The organism is Ruminococcus sp. AM42-11 (assembly GCF_003480145.1).
Taxonomy (GTDB): domain Bacteria; phylum Bacillota; class Clostridia; order Lachnospirales; family Lachnospiraceae; genus Blautia_A; species Blautia_A faecis.
Genome location: NZ_QUIO01000010.1, coordinates 73718 through 93448, shown reverse-complemented (window position 1 = coordinate 93448; position 19731 = coordinate 73718). Strand labels below are relative to the sequence as shown.

The following is a 19731-nucleotide window of genomic DNA, read 5'->3' as shown; positions in this document are numbered from 1 at the left end:
GGAAGCTTAAGGAATTATTCAATAACCTTCAGCCATCCCTCTGGAGCCTGGATGCGTCCCATCTGGATTCCGGTAAGGGTCTCATACAGCTTCTTGGTGATCGGTCCCATCTCGTTCATGCCGCTTGGGAAGCAGATCTCTTTGCCGTGGTCCACGATCTTTCCAACAGGAGAGATAACAGCAGCAGTACCGCAAAGACCGCACTCTGCAAAATCTTTCACTTCGTCGAAGTATACTTCTCTTTCCTCAGCCTCAAGTCCAAGGTACTCTTTCGCAACGTAGATCAGAGAACGACGTGTGATGGATGGAAGGATACTGTCAGACTTCGGAGTAACAACCTTGCCGTCTTTTGTTACGAATAAGAAGTTTGCTCCGCCTGTCTCTTCAACCTTGGTACGAGTCTTGGAATCAAGATACATGTTCTCATCGAATCCGTTCTTATGAGCGTCAACAATCGCATGAAGGCTCATTGCGTAGTTAAGACCAGCTTTGATATGACCGGTACCATTTGGTGCAGCACGGTCAAAGTCGCTGACACGGATTGTAATCGCTTAGCGCCGCCTTTGAAGTATGGTCCGACAGGTGTGGTGAATACACGGAACTGATACTCGCTGGCAGGTTTTACACCGATAACAGCATCGCTTCCAAACATGTACGGACGTACATATAAAGTAGCACCAGAACCATATGGCGGAACATATGCTGCATTTGCTTTAATTGTCTGAACAACTGCGTCAACAAAACGGTCTTTCGGGAATACAGGCATTTCCAGTCTTGCGGCGGAATGCTCCATACGCTCACCGTTCAGGTCAGGACGGAAAGTAACGATATGTCCGTCTTCTGTAGTATATGCTTTCATACCCTCAAAAACAGTCTGTGCATACTGAAGGACACCTGCACACTCACTGATGGTAACCATATCATCTGTGGTAAGGCCTCCCTCATCCCACTTGCCGTCTTTATAATTGGATACATAACGGTAGTCTGTTTTTACATAACCAAAGCCCAGGTTGCCCCAGTCAATGTTCTTTTTTTCCATAACAATTTCCTCCTAGCGTGGTTTTTGGGGGGAGATTCTTATTGTGAATCCCCAATGTTTTTACTATTGTAAAACTTTTACGTGTGAAATTCAATGGGAAAAGCAGATTTTTTAAGTGATTTTCCTGTGAAAAAGGTTACAAAAAGTATAATGTGTTTATATTTTATGGTGTCTTGTTTTTTGAGGGGGATTTTTGTATAATGATAAAACAAGCGTTGTGAAATAAAATATCCGGAGGAAAAGATGGGATATAACGAATTTGATGAACTTGGAGATAAGATCCAGAGCATCATTGACAGTGCAGTAAATGAAAAAAATTACCAGAAACTGAGCCAGAGTATTAATCAGGCGCTGAATAAGGCTATTGATAATGGGAGTGATGCCCTTCGGGATGCGCTTAATAATACTGTGGGCAGTGGGAAATATACCAATTACCGCAGCGGCAGTTCTTATGATTACAGAGAGAATCGGTCCTGGGATTTTCAGAAGGATGGAAAGAAAAACCGGAGTACCGGGGAGGATCATGGAACTGGTTATCAAGGATATGCCGGTGCGAAAGGGAATGATTTGCGTAATGGAAATTTCCAGAGAAATGGTACAGGCAGGAAGGATACCAATCACCAGAATTCGGATCTGGCATTGTATTTACCGACGAATGGAATCAAGGTCGGGGGAATTCTGAAGACAGTGTTTGGTGGGATTACTACTGGAGTATTTGGAATTTTAACATTAATTGTAGGAGGCGTTGCAATACTTAAGGGCGGTGGCTTTTGGGTTGGAGCGGGAGTTTTGGCTGCAATTACTGCCAGTGGTGGAACCCTTCTCGGCCAGGGCTGCAGCAGTCTTACCAGTTTAAGCCGCCGAAACAAGTATATCAAGGCTCTTGGCACTCACACCTACTGCAATTTCCAGCAGCTGGCACAGGCAGTCGGCAAGCCGGTGAAATTTGTAAAAAAGATATCAAACGTATGATAAGCAAAGGCTGGTTCCTTCAGGGACATGTTGATAAACAGGAAACTTGTCTGATCACAAGTAATGAGACTTACGACCAATATGTAAGCACTCAGAAGCGGCTGGAAGAAAGAGATCATCAGCAGGATGAAGAGCGTGCACGCCAGGAGGCAGCGCTTCGTCAGCAGGCAGAGGAAAAAGAAAAGCAGAAATTTAACCAGCGTAAACAGGCAGATGCCCGGACGTGTGTGGAAGCAGAACGGGAGGATGTGGAAAGAGCCGGACTTTCCCCGGAAGTCCGGCAGGTTCTGGATAAGGGAAATGACTTTCTTGATAAAATCCACCGCAGCAATGATGCCATTCCAGGAGAAGAGATTTCCAGAAAAATCTCCCGTATGGAGCTGATCATAGCGAAGATTTTTGAACGCGCCAAGGCTCATCCGGAGATTATTCCGGATCTGAACCGCCTTATGGATTATTATCTTCCTATGACTGTGAAGCTTTTGAATGCATATGAAGAAATGGACAGCCAGCCGGTTCAGGGAGAGAATATTACTTCTTCCAAGAAAGAAATCGAAGAGACTATTGATACGCTGAATGTGGCTTTTGAGAAGCTTCTGGATTCCATATTTGAAGACACGGCTATGGATGTATCCAGTGATATTTCTGTTCTGAATACAGTTTTGGCACAGGAAGGGCTGACTGAGGACGAGCTTATCCGTATGAGAAAAGAGGCTGAAAAAAACAGGCTCTAGCAGTGTGCGGAATGTTAAGTATATGAAAAGATAAGATTTGCAGCGGGGTTAGAGCGTGTTATAAAAATAACGAAAATGCCAAACTGAAGGCTGCTGATAAATATGGGCAGACCTATACACAAGGAGGATGCTATGGGAAACGAATTTACAGGTTTTGAAGATAACGCACCTACACTTACATTAGAACCGGATTTGGGAGAGCCAAAGGCAGAGATTGCAGCAGAGCCGGAAGCCGAAGCTGTGAAAAAGGAAATGGAACAGACCGTTCTCTCCCCGGAAGAACAGCAGATGGTAGACAGCTTTGCTAAGAAAATTGACATTGAGAATACTAACCAGATCCTCCAGTACGGTGCCGGAACCCAGAAGAAAATGGCTGATTTTTCCGATGCAGCTCTTGAAAATGTACGGACACAGGATCTGGGTGAGGTTGGAGAGCTGATCACCCAGGTGGTAGGCGAGCTTCGCGATTTTGATGCTGCTGAGGAGGAGAAAGGCTTTCTTGGCTTTTTCAAGAAACAGGGCAGCAAGATTGAAAATATGAAGAACCGCTACGCCAAGGCTGAGGTAAATGTGCAGAAGATCACTACCTCCCTTCAGGATCACCAGATGCGTCTCATGAAGGATTCCGCAGTTCTGGAAAAAATGTATGCTCAGAACCTGAACTATTATAAAGAACTGACCATGTACATCCTTGCAGGAAAACAGAAGCTGCAGGAAGTACGGGAGGGAAAATTAAAAGATCTGGAGGCAAAAGCAGCAGTCAGCGGACTTCCGGAGGATGCGCAGGAAGCCAAGGATCTGGACAGCAAGTGCAATCGTTTCGAGAAGAAGCTGCATGATCTGGAACTGACCAGAACCATTTCCCTGCAGACAGCACCGCAGATTCGTCTGGTGCAGAACAATGACACCCTTATGGTAGAAAAAATCCAGACAACCATTGTAAATACCATTCCACTTTGGAAGAGCCAGATGGTGCTGGCACTTGGAATCGCCCATTCCACAGAAGCAGCCCAGGCCCAGCGCCAGGTAACAGACCTGACAAATGAACTTTTGAAGAAAAATGCGGAGGCACTTTACCTTGCATCCACAGAGACTGCCAGGGAATCTGAGCGCGGAATCGTGGATATTGAGACTCTGAAGCAGACCAATCAGGAGCTGATCGCTACTTTGGATGATGTCATGAATATTCAGAAAGAGGGCCGCGCCAAGAGAGCCCAGGCAGAACTGGAAATGCGCAAGATGGAAGAAGACTTGAAGAATAAATTGTTGGAAATCCAGCATTAAATTGCAAAGAAAACAGGCTCTGGAGCCTGTTTGAAAATACTTGCAGAATGCTGTGAAAATAACTGTACAGCAGGGGTGTCAGAGACATCCCTTTTGTGCCTTTTTGCATAGAAAAGTTTGATAAGCGCCTGCGGTGTAAAAGTGAACTGCAAAGAATGCTATCAGTGAACAGTAATCAAAGAATATCATGTTCATAATATATGGAGGAATTTCGTATGTACAGAGACCATACCAAAGTAATTCAGATAGGAAATAAGAAGATTGGAGGCGGAAATCCCATCCTGATCCAGTCTATGACCAATACAAAAACAGAGGATGTGCAGGCAACCGTAGAGCAGATCCTTGCCCTGGAGGCTGCTGGCTGCGACATTATCCGCTGTGCAGTGCCGACCATGGAAGCGGCAAAGGCTCTGAAAGAGATCAAAAAACAAATTCACATTCCGCTGGTAGCAGATATTCATTTTGATTATCGTCTTGCGATTGCGGCCATGGAGAACGGTGCCGACAAGATCCGTATCAATCCCGGAAATATTGGAAGCACAGAGCGTATCAAGGCAGTTGTAGATGTGGCGAAGGAGCGGAATATTCCCATCCGTGTTGGGGTAAACAGCGGTTCTCTTGAGAAAGAACTGGTGGAGAAATATCACGGTGTTACCGCAGAAGGTCTGGTAGAAAGCGCCCTTGACAAGGTGCACATTATTGAAGAGCTTGGCTACGACAATCTGGTGATCAGCATCAAATCTTCTGATGTTATGATGTGCGCCAGGGCTCACGAACTGATTGCGGAACAGACCAGTTATCCTCTCCATGTGGGAATTACAGAGGCAGGAACCCTTTATTCTGGAAATATCAAATCTGCCATAGGGCTTGGTATTATTTTATACCAGGGAATCGGTGACACGATCCGCGTCTCCCTGACTGGTGCCCCTCTGGAAGAGATAAAATCTGCCAGACGTATCCTAAAAACCCTTGGACTTCGCAAAGGCGGCGTGGAAGTAGTATCCTGTCCAACCTGCGGGCGCACCCAGATCGATCTGATCGGTCTTGCAAATAAAGTAGAAACTATGGTGCAGGATATCCCTCTTGACATTAAAGTAGCTGTTATGGGCTGTGTGGTAAACGGCCCGGGAGAGGCGAAAGAAGCCGATATCGGAATTGCAGGCGGCGTAGGTGTAGGTCTTCTGATCAAAGGCGGTGAGATTGTGAAGAAAGTGCCGGAAGACCAGCTGCTGGATACCTTGAGAGAAGAATTGATGAACTGGGATAGCAATAAGACACAGAAATGACAGAAGGTGTATATTCTATAAATGGAAAAAGAATTTTTTGACGTATTTCCAAACTTAAAATTAAAACAGGAATTAAGTGAACTTCTGGAAGAGGTGATCGTCACCAAGGTTGCCTGCAACTCTGCTAAAACCTGTGTCCGGATTTACCTGAAAAGCGACCGCTGGATCCACAAAAGCATATTTTCAGCCTGGAAGAGCAGATTCAGAGACAGTGCTTTCCAGGTCTTGAAGTGAGTGTGAAAGTAATTGAGAAGTTCCATCTGTCCAGACAATACACGCCAAAGAATTTCCTGGATACCTACCGCTCCAGCATGGAACTGGAGCTTCGCAATTACAACATGCTGGAATACAATCTGTTCAAGCAGGCACAGATCACATTTCCAGAAGATGACTGCCTGAATATGGTACTTCCGGATTCTGTGATTTCCAGACAGAAAAGTGAGATACTTATTGAATATCTTCACAAAGTATTCTGCGAGCGTTGTGGAATGGACCTGAAAGTTTCTCTGGATTATGTGCAGACGGAGGAGAGCAGGTACCGCAAAAATGCAGCTATCCAGATCCGTCAGGAGGTAGCTAATGTGCTGAAGCATGCCAGACTTTCCGCAGAAGAAGAGAGCGCAGCACCAGCTCCTGCAGCTGAGGAAAAAACAGGAAAAGAGGCCGCAGCCGGCAAGACAGCCGCTGCCAGGCCGGAGAAAAAAGCAGAGGCAGCCAGTGAAAAGAAGCCTTTCGAGAAAAAGCCATTCGAAAAGAAAGGCAAATGGGGCGATTTCCGTGGTGGCTTCCGCAAGGATCCAAATCCGGATGTTATTTATGGAAGGGATTTTGAGGACGAGCCTATTCCATTGGAAAATATTGTGCAGGAAATGGGAGAGGTTATCATCCGCTGCCAGGTTATGGATGTGGAAGCGAGAGAAATCCGAAATGAGAAGACCATACTGATTTTCCCAGTTACGGACTTCACAGATTCCATCACAGTAAAAATGTTCCTGCGCAATGAGCAGGTGCCGGAGATCAAAGAGCATGTGAAAAAAGGTGCCTTCCTGAAAATCAAAGGCGTTACTTCTATTGACCGTTTCGATGGTGAGCTTACCATAGGCTCCATCTCCGGAATTAAGAAAATCTCCGATTTCCGCAGCTCCAGAGTGGACACCAGCCCTCAGAAGCGTGTGGAACTTCACTGTCATACGAAAATGAGCGATATGGATGGTGTAACCGAGGCAAAAGCGCTGGTAAAACGTGCCTACGAGTGGGGGCATCCTGCCATTGCCATCACAGATCATGGTGTGGTGCAGGCTTTCCCGGAGGCAAACCATTGCTTTGATGCGTGGGGAGGCTGCGTGCCAAAGGATTCTGATTTTAAGGTGCTTTACGGTATGGAGGCCTATCTGGTAGACGACTTAAAGGGTATGGTCACCAACCCGAAAAAACAGTCCCTGGACGGAAGATTCGTGGTTTTCGACATTGAGACCACAGGATTTTCCCCCCTTACCTGTAAGATCATTGAAATTGGTGCTGTATTGGTGGAAAATGGAAAGATCACAGATCGTTTTTCCACATTTGTTAATCCTCAGGTTCCAATTCCATTTCGAATTGAGCAGCTGACCAGTATTAATGACAGCATGGTTATGAATGCCCGTCCAATTGAAGAAATTTTACCGGAATTCCTGAAATTTTGTGAAGGAGCTACAATGGTAGCCCACAACGCAGATTTCGATATGAGTTTTATTATAGAGAATTGTAACCGCATGGGCATCCCAAATGATTTCACCTATGTGGATACGGTAGGTATGGCACGATTCCTGCTGCCTGCGCTGAACCGTTTTAAGCTGGATACCGTTGCCAAGGCAGTTGGCGTTTCCCTAGATCATCACCATCGTGCAGTTGATGACGCAGAGTGTACGGCACGTATTTTCGAGAAATTCGTGGGAATGTGCAGGGAAAGAGATATTACGGATGTAGACAAGCTGAATGAGCAGGGAAAGGTTTCCCCGGACACCATTAAGAAACTGCCTACTTACCATGCCGTTATTTTCATGCGGAATGAGACCGGCCGTATCAATCTGTACAAGCTGGTAAGCCAGTCCCATATCAAGTACTTTAACCACAGACCCCGTGTGCCAAAGAGCGTGTTTGAGGCACATCGGGAGGGACTTCTTATTGGAAGTGCCTGCGAGGCTGGTGAGCTTTACCAGGCTCTTTTGCGCAATGCACCGGAGCAGGAAATCGCAAGGCTGGTAAGCTTTTATGATTATCTGGAAATCCAGCCCCTTGGGAACAATATGTTCATGGTGGAGGATGAAAAGAATGATACGATTCATTCGAAAGAGGATCTGATTGAGATCAACAAAAAAATTGTAAAGCTTGGTGAACAGTTTAACAAGCCGGTTGTTGCTACCTGTGACGTTCACTTTATGGATCCCCAGGATGAAATCTACCGTCGTATTATCATGGCTGGAAGCGGCTTCAAGGATGCCGACAATCAGGCACCTCTTTATCTTCGCACTACTGAGGAAATGCTGGAGGAGTTTTCCTATCTGGGAAGCGAGAAGGCAGAGGAAGTGGTAATTACAAATACAGTGAAGATTGCGGATATGATAGAGAAAATGTCACCGATCCATCCGGATAAATATCCGCCGGTTATTGAGAATTCTGACCAGGACTTAAAGGATATGTGCTTCCAGAAAGCCCATGAAATGTACGGTGAAGTGCTTCCCAAGATCGTAGAAGACCGTCTGGACAAAGAGCTGAATTCCATTATTTCTAATGGATATGCGGTGATGTATATTATTGCCCAGAAGCTGGTGTGGAAGTCCAATGCAGATGGTTATCTGGTGGGCTCCCGAGGGTCTGTAGGTTCTTCCCTGGCGGCTACCATGTCTGGTATTACAGAGGTAAATCCTCTGCCTCCCCATTATCTGTGCCCCAATCCGGAGTGTAAGTACAGTGACTTTGATTCTCCGGAGATCAAGGCCTTTTCCGGTATGGCGGGATGCGATATGCCAGACAGGATCTGTCCAAAGTGCGGCACCAGGATGACCAAACAGGGCTTTGACATTCCCTTTGAGACCTTCCTTGGATTCAAAGGAGATAAGGAGCCTGATATTGACCTGAACTTCTCAGGAGAGTATCAGTCCAATGCCCATCATTATACAGAGGTTATATTCGGAAAAGGTCAGACCTTCAAGGCGGGAACCATCGGTACCCTTGCGGATAAAACCGCATTCGGATATGTAAAGAACTATTTTGAAGAGCGGGGACAGCACAAGCGTTCTTGCGAGATCAACCGTATTGTACAGGGGTGTACCGGTATCCGGCGAAGCACCGGACAGCATCCTGGCGGAATTATTGTACTCCCAATGGGAGAGGAAATAGAGAAATTTACCCCGGTCCAGTACCCGGCGAACGATTCCAGCAGTGGATTTATCACCACCCATTTTGACTACCATTCCATTGATGGAAACCTGCTGAAGCTGGATATTCTGGGACACGATGATCCCACCATGATCCGTACCCTTGAGGATATGACAGACTTGAATGCAAGAGAGGTTCCTCTTGATGACAAGGCGGTTATGTCACTTTTTGCCAGTACAGAAGCTCTTGGAATTGATCCGAAGGATATCGGCGGCTGCAAGCTTGGCTGTCTGGGAATTCCAGAATTTGGTACTGATTTCGCCATGCAGATGCTTGTGGATACCAAGCCGAAATATTTTTCTGATCTGGTCCGTATTGCCGGACTTTCCCACGGTACGGATGTATGGCTGGGAAATGCGCAGACACTGATCGAAGAGGGAAAAGCTACTATTTCCACGGCAATCTGTACCCGAGATGATATTATGATCTACCTGATCGGTCAGGGTGTGGAAAGTGGTCTTGCCTTTACTATTATGGAGAGCGTCCGTAAAGGAAAAGGTCTCCGAGATGAGTGGATCACCACTATGAAAGAACACGGCGTTCCGGACTGGTACATCTGGTCCTGCAAAAAAATCAAATACATGTTCCCGAAAGCCCATGCGGCAGCTTACGTTATGATGGCATACAGAATCGCCTGGTTCAAGGTATTCCAGCCGCTGGCTTATTACGGTGCATATTTCAGTATCCGTGCCACAGCTTTTTCCTATGAACTGATGTGTATGGGAAAAGAAAAGCTGGAGTTTTATATGGCAGAGATACGCAAGAAAGGGGACGCTGCATCCAAAAAAGAGCAGGATACCCTGAAAGATATGCGTATTGTCCAGGAAATGTATGCAAGAGGTTATGATTTTATGCCCATTGATATTTACCGGGCGAAGGCACATCGTTTCCAGATCATAGAAGGAAAACTGATGCCGTCCATTGATTCTATAGAAGGTCTTGGAGATAAGGCGGCAGATGCTGTAGTGGATGCTGCTGTACAGGGAAGATTTCTTTCCAAGGATGATTTCCGTGACAGGACCAAGGTCAGCAAGACCGTAATTGATCTGATGGATAAACTTGGATTATTTGGAGATATTCCACAGTCCAATCAGATTTCATTGTTTGATTTCTAACGCTGGTTAAATAAGAGTAATATGAATTTAGGAGGTTCCATGAAAACAGAAGAACTGCGCTACCTACAACGTCTGGCGGAGCTCTACCCCACTATCGGGAAGGCTTCTACAGAGATCATCAACCTTCAGTCCATTCTCAATCTTCCAAAAGGCACCGAGCATTTTCTTTCCGATATCCACGGAGAGTACGAAGCTTTTTCCCATGTGCTTCGAAACGGTTCGGGAGCTGTGCGAAAGAAGATAGATGATGTATTTGGACATACCTTAAGCAACAGTGACAAGCGTTCCCTGGCAACTCTCGTGTATTACCCGAAGGAAAAAATTGCCTATGTGAAGAAAAAAGAGTCTGATATGCAGAACTGGTACAAGATCACCCTGTACCGTCTTATTGAAGTGTGCAAGACAACTGCCTCCAAATATACCAGATCCAAGGTTCGTAAGGCATTGCCTCGGATTATGCATATGTGATCGAAGAGCTGATCACGGAGAAAGCAGAAGTTCTGGATAAAGAGGCTTATTACGATTCCATTGTGGATACCATTATAGATATCGGCAGGGCAGAGAACTTCATTATCGCTCTTGCTGAACTGATCCAGAGACTGGTTGTAGACCACCTTCATGTGCTTGGAGATATATATGACAGAGGTCCCGGTCCTCATTTTATTATGGACAGACTGATGGATTATCATTCTCTGGATATTCAGTGGGGAAACCATGATGTGGTATGGATGGGCGCCGCTGTAGGACAGGCTGCCTGTATGGCCACAGTGATCCGTAACAGTATCCGTTACGGCAATCTGGATATTCTGGAGGATGGTTATGGAATCAATATGATGCCTCTTGCTGCTTTTGCCATGGAGGTTTACGGGGATGATCCCTGCCAGGTATTTGAAGTACATGGCAATCCTTCCAATTACAATGCTCTTGAGAAAGAGCTGAGCAGGAAAATGCACAAAGCCATTTCCATTATCCAGTTTAAGCTGGAAGGGGTACTGGCGAAAGAACATCCGGATTTTCATATGGAGAATCGATGCGTTCTGGAGGGGATTGATCCGGAGAAGGGCACTGTGCAGCTGCCGGATGGAAGTATGCATAATCTTCTGGACACCCATTTTCCAACCATTGACTGGGAACATCCTTATGAGCTGACAGATGGGGAAAAAGAAGTAGTGGAGCGCCTGAGCTCAGCATTTCGGAACTGCGAGAAGCTTCAGAACCACATGCAGCTGCTTCTGGATAAAGGCGGCCTTTATAAGACCTATAACGGGAACCTTCTTTTCCATGGAAGTATTCCGCTGAACGAGGATGGAACTCTGAAAGAAGTTGAGATTTACGGTGAGACTTGTAAAGGCAAGGCACTTTATGATAAACTGGAAGCCTACGTAAGAAAAGCTTTTTTTACCGTAGATGAGAAGGAGAAGAAAGCAAGCCAGGATATTCTGTGGTATATCTGGGCAGGGCCTAATTCTCCCCTTTATGGAAAAGATAAAATGACTACCTTCGAGCGTTATTTTATCGCAGATAAAGAGACACACAAAGAGAAAAAGAATGCCTACTATCACCTCTGGGAAAAAGAAGAGGTAGTAAATCGTATGCTGGAAGAATTCGGGCTGGATCCGGATGAGGGGCATATTATCAATGGTCACGTGCCTGTTCATCAGCTGGAGGGAGAGAATCCGGTGAAATGTGATGGCAAGGTGATCGTAATTGACGGTGGTTTTTGTGAGGCATACCGGAATGTGACCGGTATTGCCGGATATACTCTTGTTTACAGTTCCTATGGTCTGAGCCTGACTGCCCATGAGCCTTTTACTTCGGCGGAAGATGCAGTGGAAACAGAGAGGGACATTGTGTCCAACCGTGTGGCTGTCCGCTATAATCCAAGGCGTGCCCTTGTGGGAGATACGGATAACGGTAAGGCACTGAAAGAACGAATTCAGGAGCTGAAACAGCTTTTGGATGCCTACAGAAAAGGCGTTATAAAGGAGAAAAAATAAGGAGACTAAGGAAAAATGGGTGGAATTTTTGGTGTTGCGTCAAAGTCTGATTGTGTAATGGATCTTTTTTTTGGAATTGATTATCACTCCCATCTGGGTACAAGAAGGGGCGGAATGACCGTTTATAGCAGGAGCAGTGGATTTAACCGCGTGATCCATAATATTGAGAACTCACCGTTCCGTACCAAATTTGACAAAGATGTGGCAGAGATGGAAGGCAATCTTGGAATAGGCTGTATTTCTGACAATGAACCGCAGCCTCTTCTGGTGCGTTCCCATCTGGGAAATTTTGCAATTACAACAGTAGGCAAGATCAATAATGTAGAAGCTTTGGTAGAGAAATGCTTCAAAGACGGGCATACCCATTTTCTGGAGATGAGCGGTGGCAGTGTGAATCCTACAGAGGTGACTGCAGCGCTGATCAATCAGAAGGACAGTATTGTTGAGGGAATCCGTTATGCCCAGGAGATGATCGAGGGCTCTATGACCCTTCTTCTTATGACAGGGGAGGGCATTTACGCAGCACGCGACCGTTATGGAAGAACTCCTCTTGTAATCGGCAAGAAGGAAGATGCATGCTGTGCTTCTTTTGAAAGTCATGCCTACATTAATCTTGGCTATGAAGACCTGAAAGAGCTGGGACCTGGAGAGATTGATTTTATTACCCCGGAGGGAGTCCAGGTTCTGCAGAAGCCAGGAGACAAGATGCGGATCTGTTCTTTCCTCTGGGTATATTATGGATATCCAACCTCTACTTATGAGGGGGTAAATGTAGAGGAAATGCGTTACAAATGCGGTGATATTCTGGCAGGAAGAGATGCCGGAGAAGTGAATCCGGATCTGGTTGCAGGAGTACCGGATTCCGGTATTGCACATGCCATCGGCTATGCTAACCGCTCTGGTGTGCCGTTTGCCCGTCCGTTTATTAAATATACGCCCACATGGCCAAGATCTTTTATGCCGACCCAGCAGAGCCAGCGAAATCTTATCGCCAGAATGAAGCTGATCCCAGTACATAAACTGATCAAAGATAAAAGCCTCCTTATGATTGACGACTCTATTGTAAGAGGTACCCAGCTTCGTGAGACAACAGAATTCCTCTATAACAATGGTGCTAAGGAGGTTCATATCAGACCTGCCTGCCCGCCGCTTTTATATGGATGTAAGTACCTGAATTTCTCACGCTCTAAGTCAGAGATGGATCTGATCACAAGAAGGATCATTGCGAAACGTGAAGGGGACAATGTATCAGACAGGATTTTGCAGGATTATGCAAATCCGGATTCTACAAACTACAAAGAAATGCTGGAAGAAATCCGCAAGGAACTGAATTTTACATCCCTGAAATATCATCGTCTGGATGATCTGAAGAAGTCAATTGATATTGAACCGTGCAAGCTTTGCACCTATTGCTGGAACGGACAGGAATAAACAGGAGGTGACTGCCTGTGAAAAAGCACAACAAAGATGTACTAAAAGCAACGCTGTTTGCCCTGATCGCCATATTTATCATGATTGGAGCAGCGGGGCTTCTGTTTGCCGAACATAAGAAAAAGATTCAGAAGGAGCAGCAGAAGAAGGCTGCCATTGAGGCTCTGGAAAGGGTGCCCACAGTGACACCGACTCCAGCGGCTACAGCCACGCCCACACCGGAGCCTACAGCCACAGTGACACCGACTCCAGTGATTACCAGGGCACCGGCGTTCATGGCTAGTGATTATATGGGTACCTGGTACAGCAAGGATGGACTGGTGACACTGTCTATAGACGACCTTACCCTGAAGTCTGTTACTTTTACTTTTTCTCAGGCTGGTGACAATGCCGGCACTAAGGTTTCGGAAGCTTCGGATACTGCAAAAGTGGCTGGAAATGCAGCAAAGCTTTCCTTTACAGATTCCTGGGGAAACCAGGTGCGTGGAAATATGACCTTTGATCAGGGCAAACTTTATCTGCGCCTTAATACAGCTTCCCCTGCAGAGGGTGCCGGGGTGACACCAAAGGTAGATGGGGTCCTTACAAGGGAGAAAGCCGCTTCTGTGACACAGGTACCTTCAGTGACTCCGGCTGATAATACAGATAAAACGGATCTCTCTTCCAGGGATTATATATTCCCGGACAGCAACAGCCGATACCTTACAGATGAGGATTTGTCAGGCTATTCATCTGACCAGCTGGAACTGGCGAAAAATGAGATTTATGCCCGACATGGCAGGAAATTTGTGACACAGAGAATTGCGGATTATTTTAACAGTAAATCCTGGTATAAGGGAACTGTGGAGCCGGAGACCTTTGATGCAGATACTTCTGTATTTAATGAATATGAAGTCGCAAATATTCAGAAAATTGCAGATACGGAAGGAAAGCTTCGAAGTGAAGGAAAGTAACGGATATATGAAAAATACTTTACGGAATGTTACGAGTGAATGGTAATAACTTTATTTATGGTATACAAAATGAGGGGGAAATCGCATCCCCTCATTTTGTACCTGTTCAGTACCTTTGCAATTACGGCATTTTTTTATTATCAGTACGCCCAACCAGATAGTCAATGCTGGTTTCATAATAATTTGCAAGGCGGATCAGCATTTCGATTGGAATGTTCCTGGAGCCAGTTTCGTAGTGGGAGTAGGAACGCTGGCTGATGTGAAGGATATCACTGATCTGCTTCTGGGACAGATCAGCGTCTGTCCGAAGGTCTTGAATTCTCTGAAATTTCATAGGTTCACCTCTTTTTCTTCTGTAGAGTCTGCAGGGACCAAATGTAACGAACAACGAAAAACGTCTGGCCCCGAATCCTTTCAGAAAGTATAAATCAGAACGAAATGCACTATTGCAATTCAGAGCAAAATGGGCTATAATGAATTTTGTATATCTTTTAATCATATCTTTTTTACTTTTATTCTTTTTTATTCCAGAGACACATTGAAATGGCAGAGCAGGTTCGCATATGGGGAAGAACTGTATCTGCAGAAAGGGATAAGATTGTTTGCAAGTGTTTTATCAGCGGCGATTTCAGGAATGGAAGTCTGCCCGGTTCAGGTGGAAGCTGATGTAAGCAGCGGTCTGCCTTGTTTTACTATGGTTGGATTTCCCAGCACCCAGGTGAAAGAAGCACAGGACAGAGTGCGCACAGCGTTAAAAAATAATGGGATCAGTCTGCCGCCTAAGAAGGTGACTGTGAATCTGGCACCTGCTGATTTGCGAAAAGAGGGGGCCGGTTTTGACCTGCCTGTGGCAGCAGCGGTGCTGGCAGCATCGGGATTTATAGAACCACAGCTTCTTCGGAATGTAATGGTGGTTGGCGAACTCAGTCTGAATGGGGAGGTAAGAAGTGTATCCGGAGTGCTGCCAAGAGTGATCCGGGCAAGGGAACTGGGATGCCGGTACTGTATCATTCCGTATGAAAACCTGGCAGAAGGAGCTCTGGTGAAGGATATGAAAGTGGTCGGAGTTCAAAATATAAAAGAAGTTTTGAAGCTTGTCTCAGATCCGGATGCATTTGGAAAAGAAAATCAGTTTTCAGAGGTAAATTCAGAAGAGAACCAGATAGAAGAGAGTCTGGTGGATTTCGGGGAAATCTGTGGTCAGGAGAGTGCCAGAAGAGCTGCTGAGATTGCAGTCAGCGGATTTCACAACATCCTGTTTATCGGCCCTCCGGGCACTGGGAAGACCATGCTTGCCAAAAGAATACCTACGATCATGCCCTCTCTTACTTTTGAAGAAAGCCTGGAGCTTACAAAAATCTACAGCATTGCCGGACTTTTAAGTCCAAAGAGACCATTAATTAAGGCAAGACCCTTTCGAAGTCCGCATCATACCAGTTCGTCTGCAGCTCTGGCTGGAGGCGGAAGAATCCCGGGTCCTGGTGAAGTGACCCTGGCTCACAGGGGCGTTCTGTTTCTGGATGAAATGCCGGAATTTGCAAGAGGCAGCCTGGAAGTGCTGCGGCAGCCCCTGGAGGACAAGCAGATCCAGCTGTCAAGGGCAAGTGGAACGTATGTGTTTCCGGCGGGATTTATTCTGGTAGCAGCCATGAACCCCTGTCCCTGCGGCTATTATCCGGATATGAATAAATGCAGGTGCACACCTGGCGAGGTGAGTCATTATCTTCATAAGCTGAGCCAGCCCCTTCTGGAGCGGATCGATCTATGTGCAGATGTGCCGCCTGTTAATTTTTCCCAGATCTCAGAAGAAAAACCAGGAGAAAGTTCTGCCCTTATCCGGAAAAGAGTGGAAAAAGCCAGAAAAATACAGCAGAAACGCTACCAGAATGAGAAAATCTGTTTTAACGGTGAACTGTCCGGGAAGCAGATCCGGAAATACTGTGTGCTGACAGAAAATGCCCTTCAGGTGGCAAAAAATGCTTTTGAGCTTATGGAACTTAGTGCAAGATCCTATCACCGGATTTTGAAGGTTTCACGCACGATTGCGGATATGGAAGGGGAGGAACTGATACACACAAGACATGTTGCAGAAGCCCTTACTTACAAAGCATTTGATAAGAAGTACAGAAGCTGAATGAATTTATTCATAAAACCGCACACAGGGAGGTATTTTAGTATGGAAGCAATGCAGAAAATCAAATGTTTAACTATAGAGGATTCCAATTTTCCAGATCGTTTGAGAAAACTTTCCGGAATGCCCAAAAAACTGTACTACATCGGAAACCTGCCAGATCCGAAGAAGCCTGCTGCTGCAGTGGTAGGTGCTCGCATGTGCAGTCCTTATGGCAGATGTCAGGCATTTAAATATGCAAGAACCATGGCAAGCTACGGTGTGCAGATCATCAGTGGAATGGCGAGAGGGATTGATGCAGAGGGGCATAAAGGTGCACTGGATACGGACACTCCTACCTTTGCAGTACTGGGAAGCGGAGTGGACGTGTGTTATCCCAATTCCAACAGATGGCTTTATCAGCGGATTCTGGAAAAAGGCGGTGGGATCATCAGCGAGCTTCCCCCGGGCTCTCCGCCTGTGAACTGGGCGTTTCCGGCAAGAAACCGGATCATCAGCGGACTTTCCGATGCTGTTCTTGTGGTAGAAGCCAAGGAACAGAGTGGTTCTTTGATCACTGCAAACTTTGCCCTGGAACATGGACACAGTGTTTATGCCCTTCCGGGAGCTGTGACAGAGGAACTGAGCAGAGGCTGCAACAAGCTGATTTTCGATGGTGCAGGAATCGCTTACAGCCCGGAAATCATGCTTATGGAATGGGGAATCGAGGCAAAAAACAGACCTCAAAATGTGGAAAAAAAGAAGTTGGGGCTTGCACCGGATTTGGATTTGGTGTATAGTGGTCTCGATTTACGACCTGAAAATCTGGATAATTTAATACGGAAAACCGGTTTTTCAGCATCAAAAGTCTGTGCTCTTCTGACAGAACTTCAGCTAATGGGGCTTGTGGGAGAGACAGGCAGACAATACTACAGAATATCAGGGGGATAATTTGTAGTGTATGTAGACTGAATACAAAGTAGGAGAGGTAGTATGGCTAAATATCTGGTGATAGTTGAGTCACCTGCAAAAGTAAAGACAATAAAGAAATTTCTTGGGGCAAATTATGAGGTAGAGGCATCTAACGGACATGTCGTGATTTCCCAAGAGTCAGTTTGGAATAGATGTGGAGAATGATTTCGAGCCGAAATATATAACCATCCGTGGTAAGGGGGAATTGCTTGCCAAACTTCGCAAGGCAGCCAAAAAAGCTGATAAGATTTATCTTGCCACTGACCCTGACCGTGAAGGAGAAGCAATTTCCTGGCACTTGATGCAGGCTCTGAAAGAAGATCCGGATAAAATGCACCGAATCACTTTCAATGAGATCACAAAGACTGCTGTAAAGGATTCCCTGAAGCATGCACGCGGTCTGAATATGAATCTTGTAGATGCACAGCAGGCGAGAAGAATGCTGGACCGTATGGTGGGTTATACCATCAGTCCGCTTCTCTGGGCGAAAGTAAAGAGAGGCTTAAGTGCCGGCCGTGTGCAGTCTGTTGCACTTCGCATCATCTGTGACAGGGAGGAGGAGATTAATTCTTTTATCCCGGAAGAATACTGGAGCCTGAATGGTGAATTCCTTGTGGATGGCGAGAAAAAGCCTCTGGAGGCTAAATTCTACGGAACAGACAAGAAGATGGATATCCACAATAAAGCTGAGATGGATGAGATTCTTAAGGTTCTTGAGAACGAAGAATTTGAGATCTCTGAGGTGAAAAAAGGCGAGAGAATCAAGAATGCTCCGCTTCCTTTTACTACCAGTACCCTGCAGCAGGAGGCATCCAAAACACTGAATTTTTCTACCCAGAAGACTATGCGTCTGGCACAGCAGCTTTATGAGGGTGTTGATATCAAGGGCAACGGTACTGTAGGTGTGATCACATACCTTCGTACTGATTCTGTACGTATTTCTGACGAGGCGGATGCGGCAGCAAGAAGCTACATCAGCAGCCAGTATGGAGAAGAATATGTGTCAGAAACAGCCAAGACAGTGAAGAAGGGACAGAAGATCCAGGATGCTCATGAGGCTATCCGCCCAACTGATATCAGCCGTACACCTGTACAGATAAAAGAATCCCTTACACGAGATCAGTTCCGTTTGTATCAGCTGATCTGGAAGCGTTTTGCGGCCAGCCGTATGGCTCCTGCGAAGTATGAGACTACCTCTGTAAAAGTGGCTGGTGGAGACTATACGTTCACTGTGTCCGCTTCCAAGGTAGCATTTGAAGGCTTCCTTTCGGTATATATGCAGGAAGAGGATATGAAGAAGGGAAATGTGTTAAGCCAAAGCCTGAGTAAAGGCATGAAGCTGAAACTGAAAGAGTTAAAGCCGGAACAGCATTTTACCCAGCCGCCGGCACATTATACAGAGGCTTCCCTGGTAAAGACCATGGAGGAGCTTGGAATCGGCCGTCCGAGTACTTATGCGCCGACCATCACCACCATTATCAGCCGCCGCTATGTTTCCAAGGAGCAGCGTAACCTTTATGTGACAGAGCTGGGCGAGGTGGTAAACAGTATTATGAAGCAGGCGTTCCCAAGCATTGTGGACGTGAATTTCACGGCTACCATGGAGGGACTTCTGGACTGTGTGGAGAATGGTACTGTACAGTGGAAGACAGTAGTCCGGAACTTCTATCCGGATCTGAAACATGATGTGGATGCTGCCCAGGAAGAGCTGGAGAAAGTAGACATCCATGATGAAGAGACCGATGTGATCTGTGATAACTGCGGTCGTCATATGGTGATTAAATATGGTCCTCACGGACGTTTCCTTGCATGCCCGGGATTTCCGGAATGCCGCAATACCAAGCCTTATTATGAAAAGATTGGTGTAGCCTGCCCGAAGTGTGGTAAGGAAGTGGTGCTTAAGAAGACGAAGAAAGGCCGTAAGTATTACGGTTGTGAAGATAATCCGGAATGTGACTTTATGTCATGGCAGAAGCCATCGGATAAGAAATGTCCGGTGTGCGGAAGCTACATGGTGGAAAAAGGAAATAAACTGGTGTGCAGCCAGGAAACCTGCGGCTATGTAGAAACCAGGCCGAAGGATGAAAAAGAAAATTAAGGTTGCTGTGAAGCTCGTGAACAGTAACAAATTAAGAAGTTTTCGGGAAAGATCCCCTGCAAGGCAGATGTATTATGTTTTGCAGGGGATTTTTTAAATAAAAGCTCTATTACTTCCATTGTTTGATGAATAGTTTCAAAAACGTGATATTTTCAGAAAAGCTAAACAAAATTGAAAAATAGTAAAAAATAGCTTGTAAATAGTTTGAAAAACGTGTAGTATTAGAATAACAGGTAAAGTCAGAGCATGCCTGAAAAATGCTTTCTGCAAAATTTCCTGCAAAGTGGAGCGTACAGATTGCGGGAGTGGGTTTTCAAACAGGC

The 19731-nt window shown here is 45.9% G+C and carries 11 protein-coding genes and 3 pseudogenes; 12 read left to right on the top strand and 2 right to left on the bottom strand.

What is annotated here, in order from left to right; translation table 11 throughout:
• Positions 1–14: 14 nt before the first annotated feature.
• A pseudogene (locus DW904_RS08010) lies at positions 15–1039 on the bottom strand (branched-chain amino acid aminotransferase).
• A 243-nt stretch (positions 1040–1282) separates the two neighbouring features.
• On the opposite strand from DW904_RS08010, the gene DW904_RS23755 reads away from it, so the two are divergent.
• From DW904_RS23755 to DW904_RS07975, 9 genes and pseudogenes are all read left to right on the top strand, one after another.
• On the top strand, positions 1283–2011 hold the full coding sequence (locus DW904_RS23755) for a hypothetical protein (protein WP_243110342.1): 729 nt from the start codon (positions 1283–1285) through the stop codon (positions 2009–2011).
• Positions 2008–2745 carry a 5-bromo-4-chloroindolyl phosphate hydrolysis family protein gene (locus DW904_RS23750; RefSeq protein WP_243110341.1) on the top strand — a complete coding sequence of 246 codons (738 nt, stop codon included), beginning with the start codon at positions 2008–2010 and terminating at the stop codon, positions 2743–2745. Before DW904_RS23755 ends, DW904_RS23750 begins: the two co-directional genes overlap by 4 nt.
• A 132-nt stretch (positions 2746–2877) precedes the next feature.
• The gene (locus tag DW904_RS08000; RefSeq protein ID WP_118579189.1) at positions 2878–4029 is read left to right on the top strand and encodes a toxic anion resistance protein; all 1152 of its coding nucleotides are present in this window, start codon (positions 2878–2880) and stop codon (positions 4027–4029) included.
• 215 nt (positions 4030–4244) lie between these two features.
• Positions 4245–5315 (top strand): flavodoxin-dependent (E)-4-hydroxy-3-methylbut-2-enyl-diphosphate synthase, encoded by a 1071-nt coding sequence (ispG, locus tag DW904_RS07995; RefSeq protein WP_118579186.1) that lies wholly within the window; start codon positions 4245–4247, stop codon positions 5313–5315.
• A gap of 21 nt (positions 5316–5336) precedes the next feature.
• Complete coding sequence (locus DW904_RS25220) at positions 5337–5549, top strand: PolC-type DNA polymerase III N-terminal domain-containing protein (protein WP_347562061.1); 213 nt, start codon at positions 5337–5339, stop codon at positions 5547–5549.
• Entirely contained in the window at positions 5546–9847 is a 4302-nt protein-coding gene (locus DW904_RS07990) for a PolC-type DNA polymerase III (RefSeq protein ID WP_347562059.1), read from the top strand. Before DW904_RS25220 ends, DW904_RS07990 begins: the two co-directional genes overlap by 4 nt.
• A gap of 21 nt (positions 9848–9868) precedes the next feature.
• Positions 9869–11844 (top strand): annotated as a pseudogene (locus DW904_RS07985) (fructose-1,6-bisphosphatase).
• A gap of 15 nt (positions 11845–11859) precedes the next feature.
• Positions 11860–13275: an amidophosphoribosyltransferase gene (locus tag DW904_RS07980; protein WP_118579183.1), complete on the top strand. Its 1416-nt coding sequence runs from the start codon at positions 11860–11862 to the stop codon at positions 13273–13275.
• 17 nt (positions 13276–13292) lie between these two features.
• On the top strand, positions 13293–14228 hold the full coding sequence (locus DW904_RS07975; RefSeq protein WP_226840998.1) for a YARHG domain-containing protein: 936 nt from the start codon (positions 13293–13295) through the stop codon (positions 14226–14228).
• Positions 14229–14349: 121 nt separating this feature from the next.
• On the opposite strand, the gene DW904_RS07970 is transcribed toward DW904_RS07975, so the two are convergent.
• Positions 14350–14562, bottom strand: coding sequence for a helix-turn-helix transcriptional regulator (locus DW904_RS07970; RefSeq protein ID WP_118579180.1), 213 nt, complete (start codon positions 14560–14562; stop codon positions 14350–14352).
• Between the two features lie 204 nt (positions 14563–14766).
• On the opposite strand from DW904_RS07970, the gene DW904_RS07965 reads away from it, so the two are divergent.
• The 3 genes and pseudogenes from DW904_RS07965 to topA all read left to right on the top strand — a co-directional run bounded on the left by DW904_RS07965 (position 14767) and on the right by topA (position 19408).
• Positions 14767–16362, top strand: coding sequence for a YifB family Mg chelatase-like AAA ATPase (locus tag DW904_RS07965; protein ID WP_347562058.1), 1596 nt, complete (start codon positions 14767–14769; stop codon positions 16360–16362).
• A 42-nt stretch (positions 16363–16404) separates the two neighbouring features.
• Positions 16405–17289, top strand: a complete 885-nt coding sequence (gene dprA, locus DW904_RS07960) for a DNA-processing protein DprA (protein ID WP_118579174.1) — start codon at positions 16405–16407, stop codon at positions 17287–17289.
• 42 nt (positions 17290–17331) lie between these two features.
• Positions 17332–19408: pseudogene (topA, locus tag DW904_RS07955) on the top strand (type I DNA topoisomerase).
• Positions 19409–19731 lie beyond the last annotated feature (323 nt).

What these genes read in the sequence shown, in the direction of transcription:
- DW904_RS23755 (WP_243110342.1), top strand. Translation starts at nt 1,283, where the DNA reads ATGGGATATAACGAATTTGATGAACTTGGAGATAAGATCCAGAGCATC.
- DW904_RS23750 (WP_243110341.1), top strand. Translation starts at nt 2,008, where the DNA reads ATGATAAGCAAAGGCTGGTTCCTTCAGGGACATGTTGATAAACAGGAA.
- DW904_RS08000 (WP_118579189.1), top strand. Translation starts at nt 2,878, where the DNA reads ATGGGAAACGAATTTACAGGTTTTGAAGATAACGCACCTACACTTACA.
- ispG (WP_118579186.1), top strand. Translation starts at nt 4,245, where the DNA reads ATGTACAGAGACCATACCAAAGTAATTCAGATAGGAAATAAGAAGATT.
- DW904_RS25220 (WP_347562061.1), top strand. Translation starts at nt 5,337, where the DNA reads ATGGAAAAAGAATTTTTTGACGTATTTCCAAACTTAAAATTAAAACAG.
- DW904_RS07980 (WP_118579183.1), top strand. Translation starts at nt 11,860, where the DNA reads ATGGGTGGAATTTTTGGTGTTGCGTCAAAGTCTGATTGTGTAATGGAT.
- DW904_RS07970 (WP_118579180.1), bottom strand. Translation starts at nt 14,562, where the DNA reads ATGAAATTTCAGAGAATTCAAGACCTTCGGACAGACGCTGATCTGTCC.
- dprA (WP_118579174.1), top strand. Translation starts at nt 16,405, where the DNA reads ATGGAAGCAATGCAGAAAATCAAATGTTTAACTATAGAGGATTCCAAT.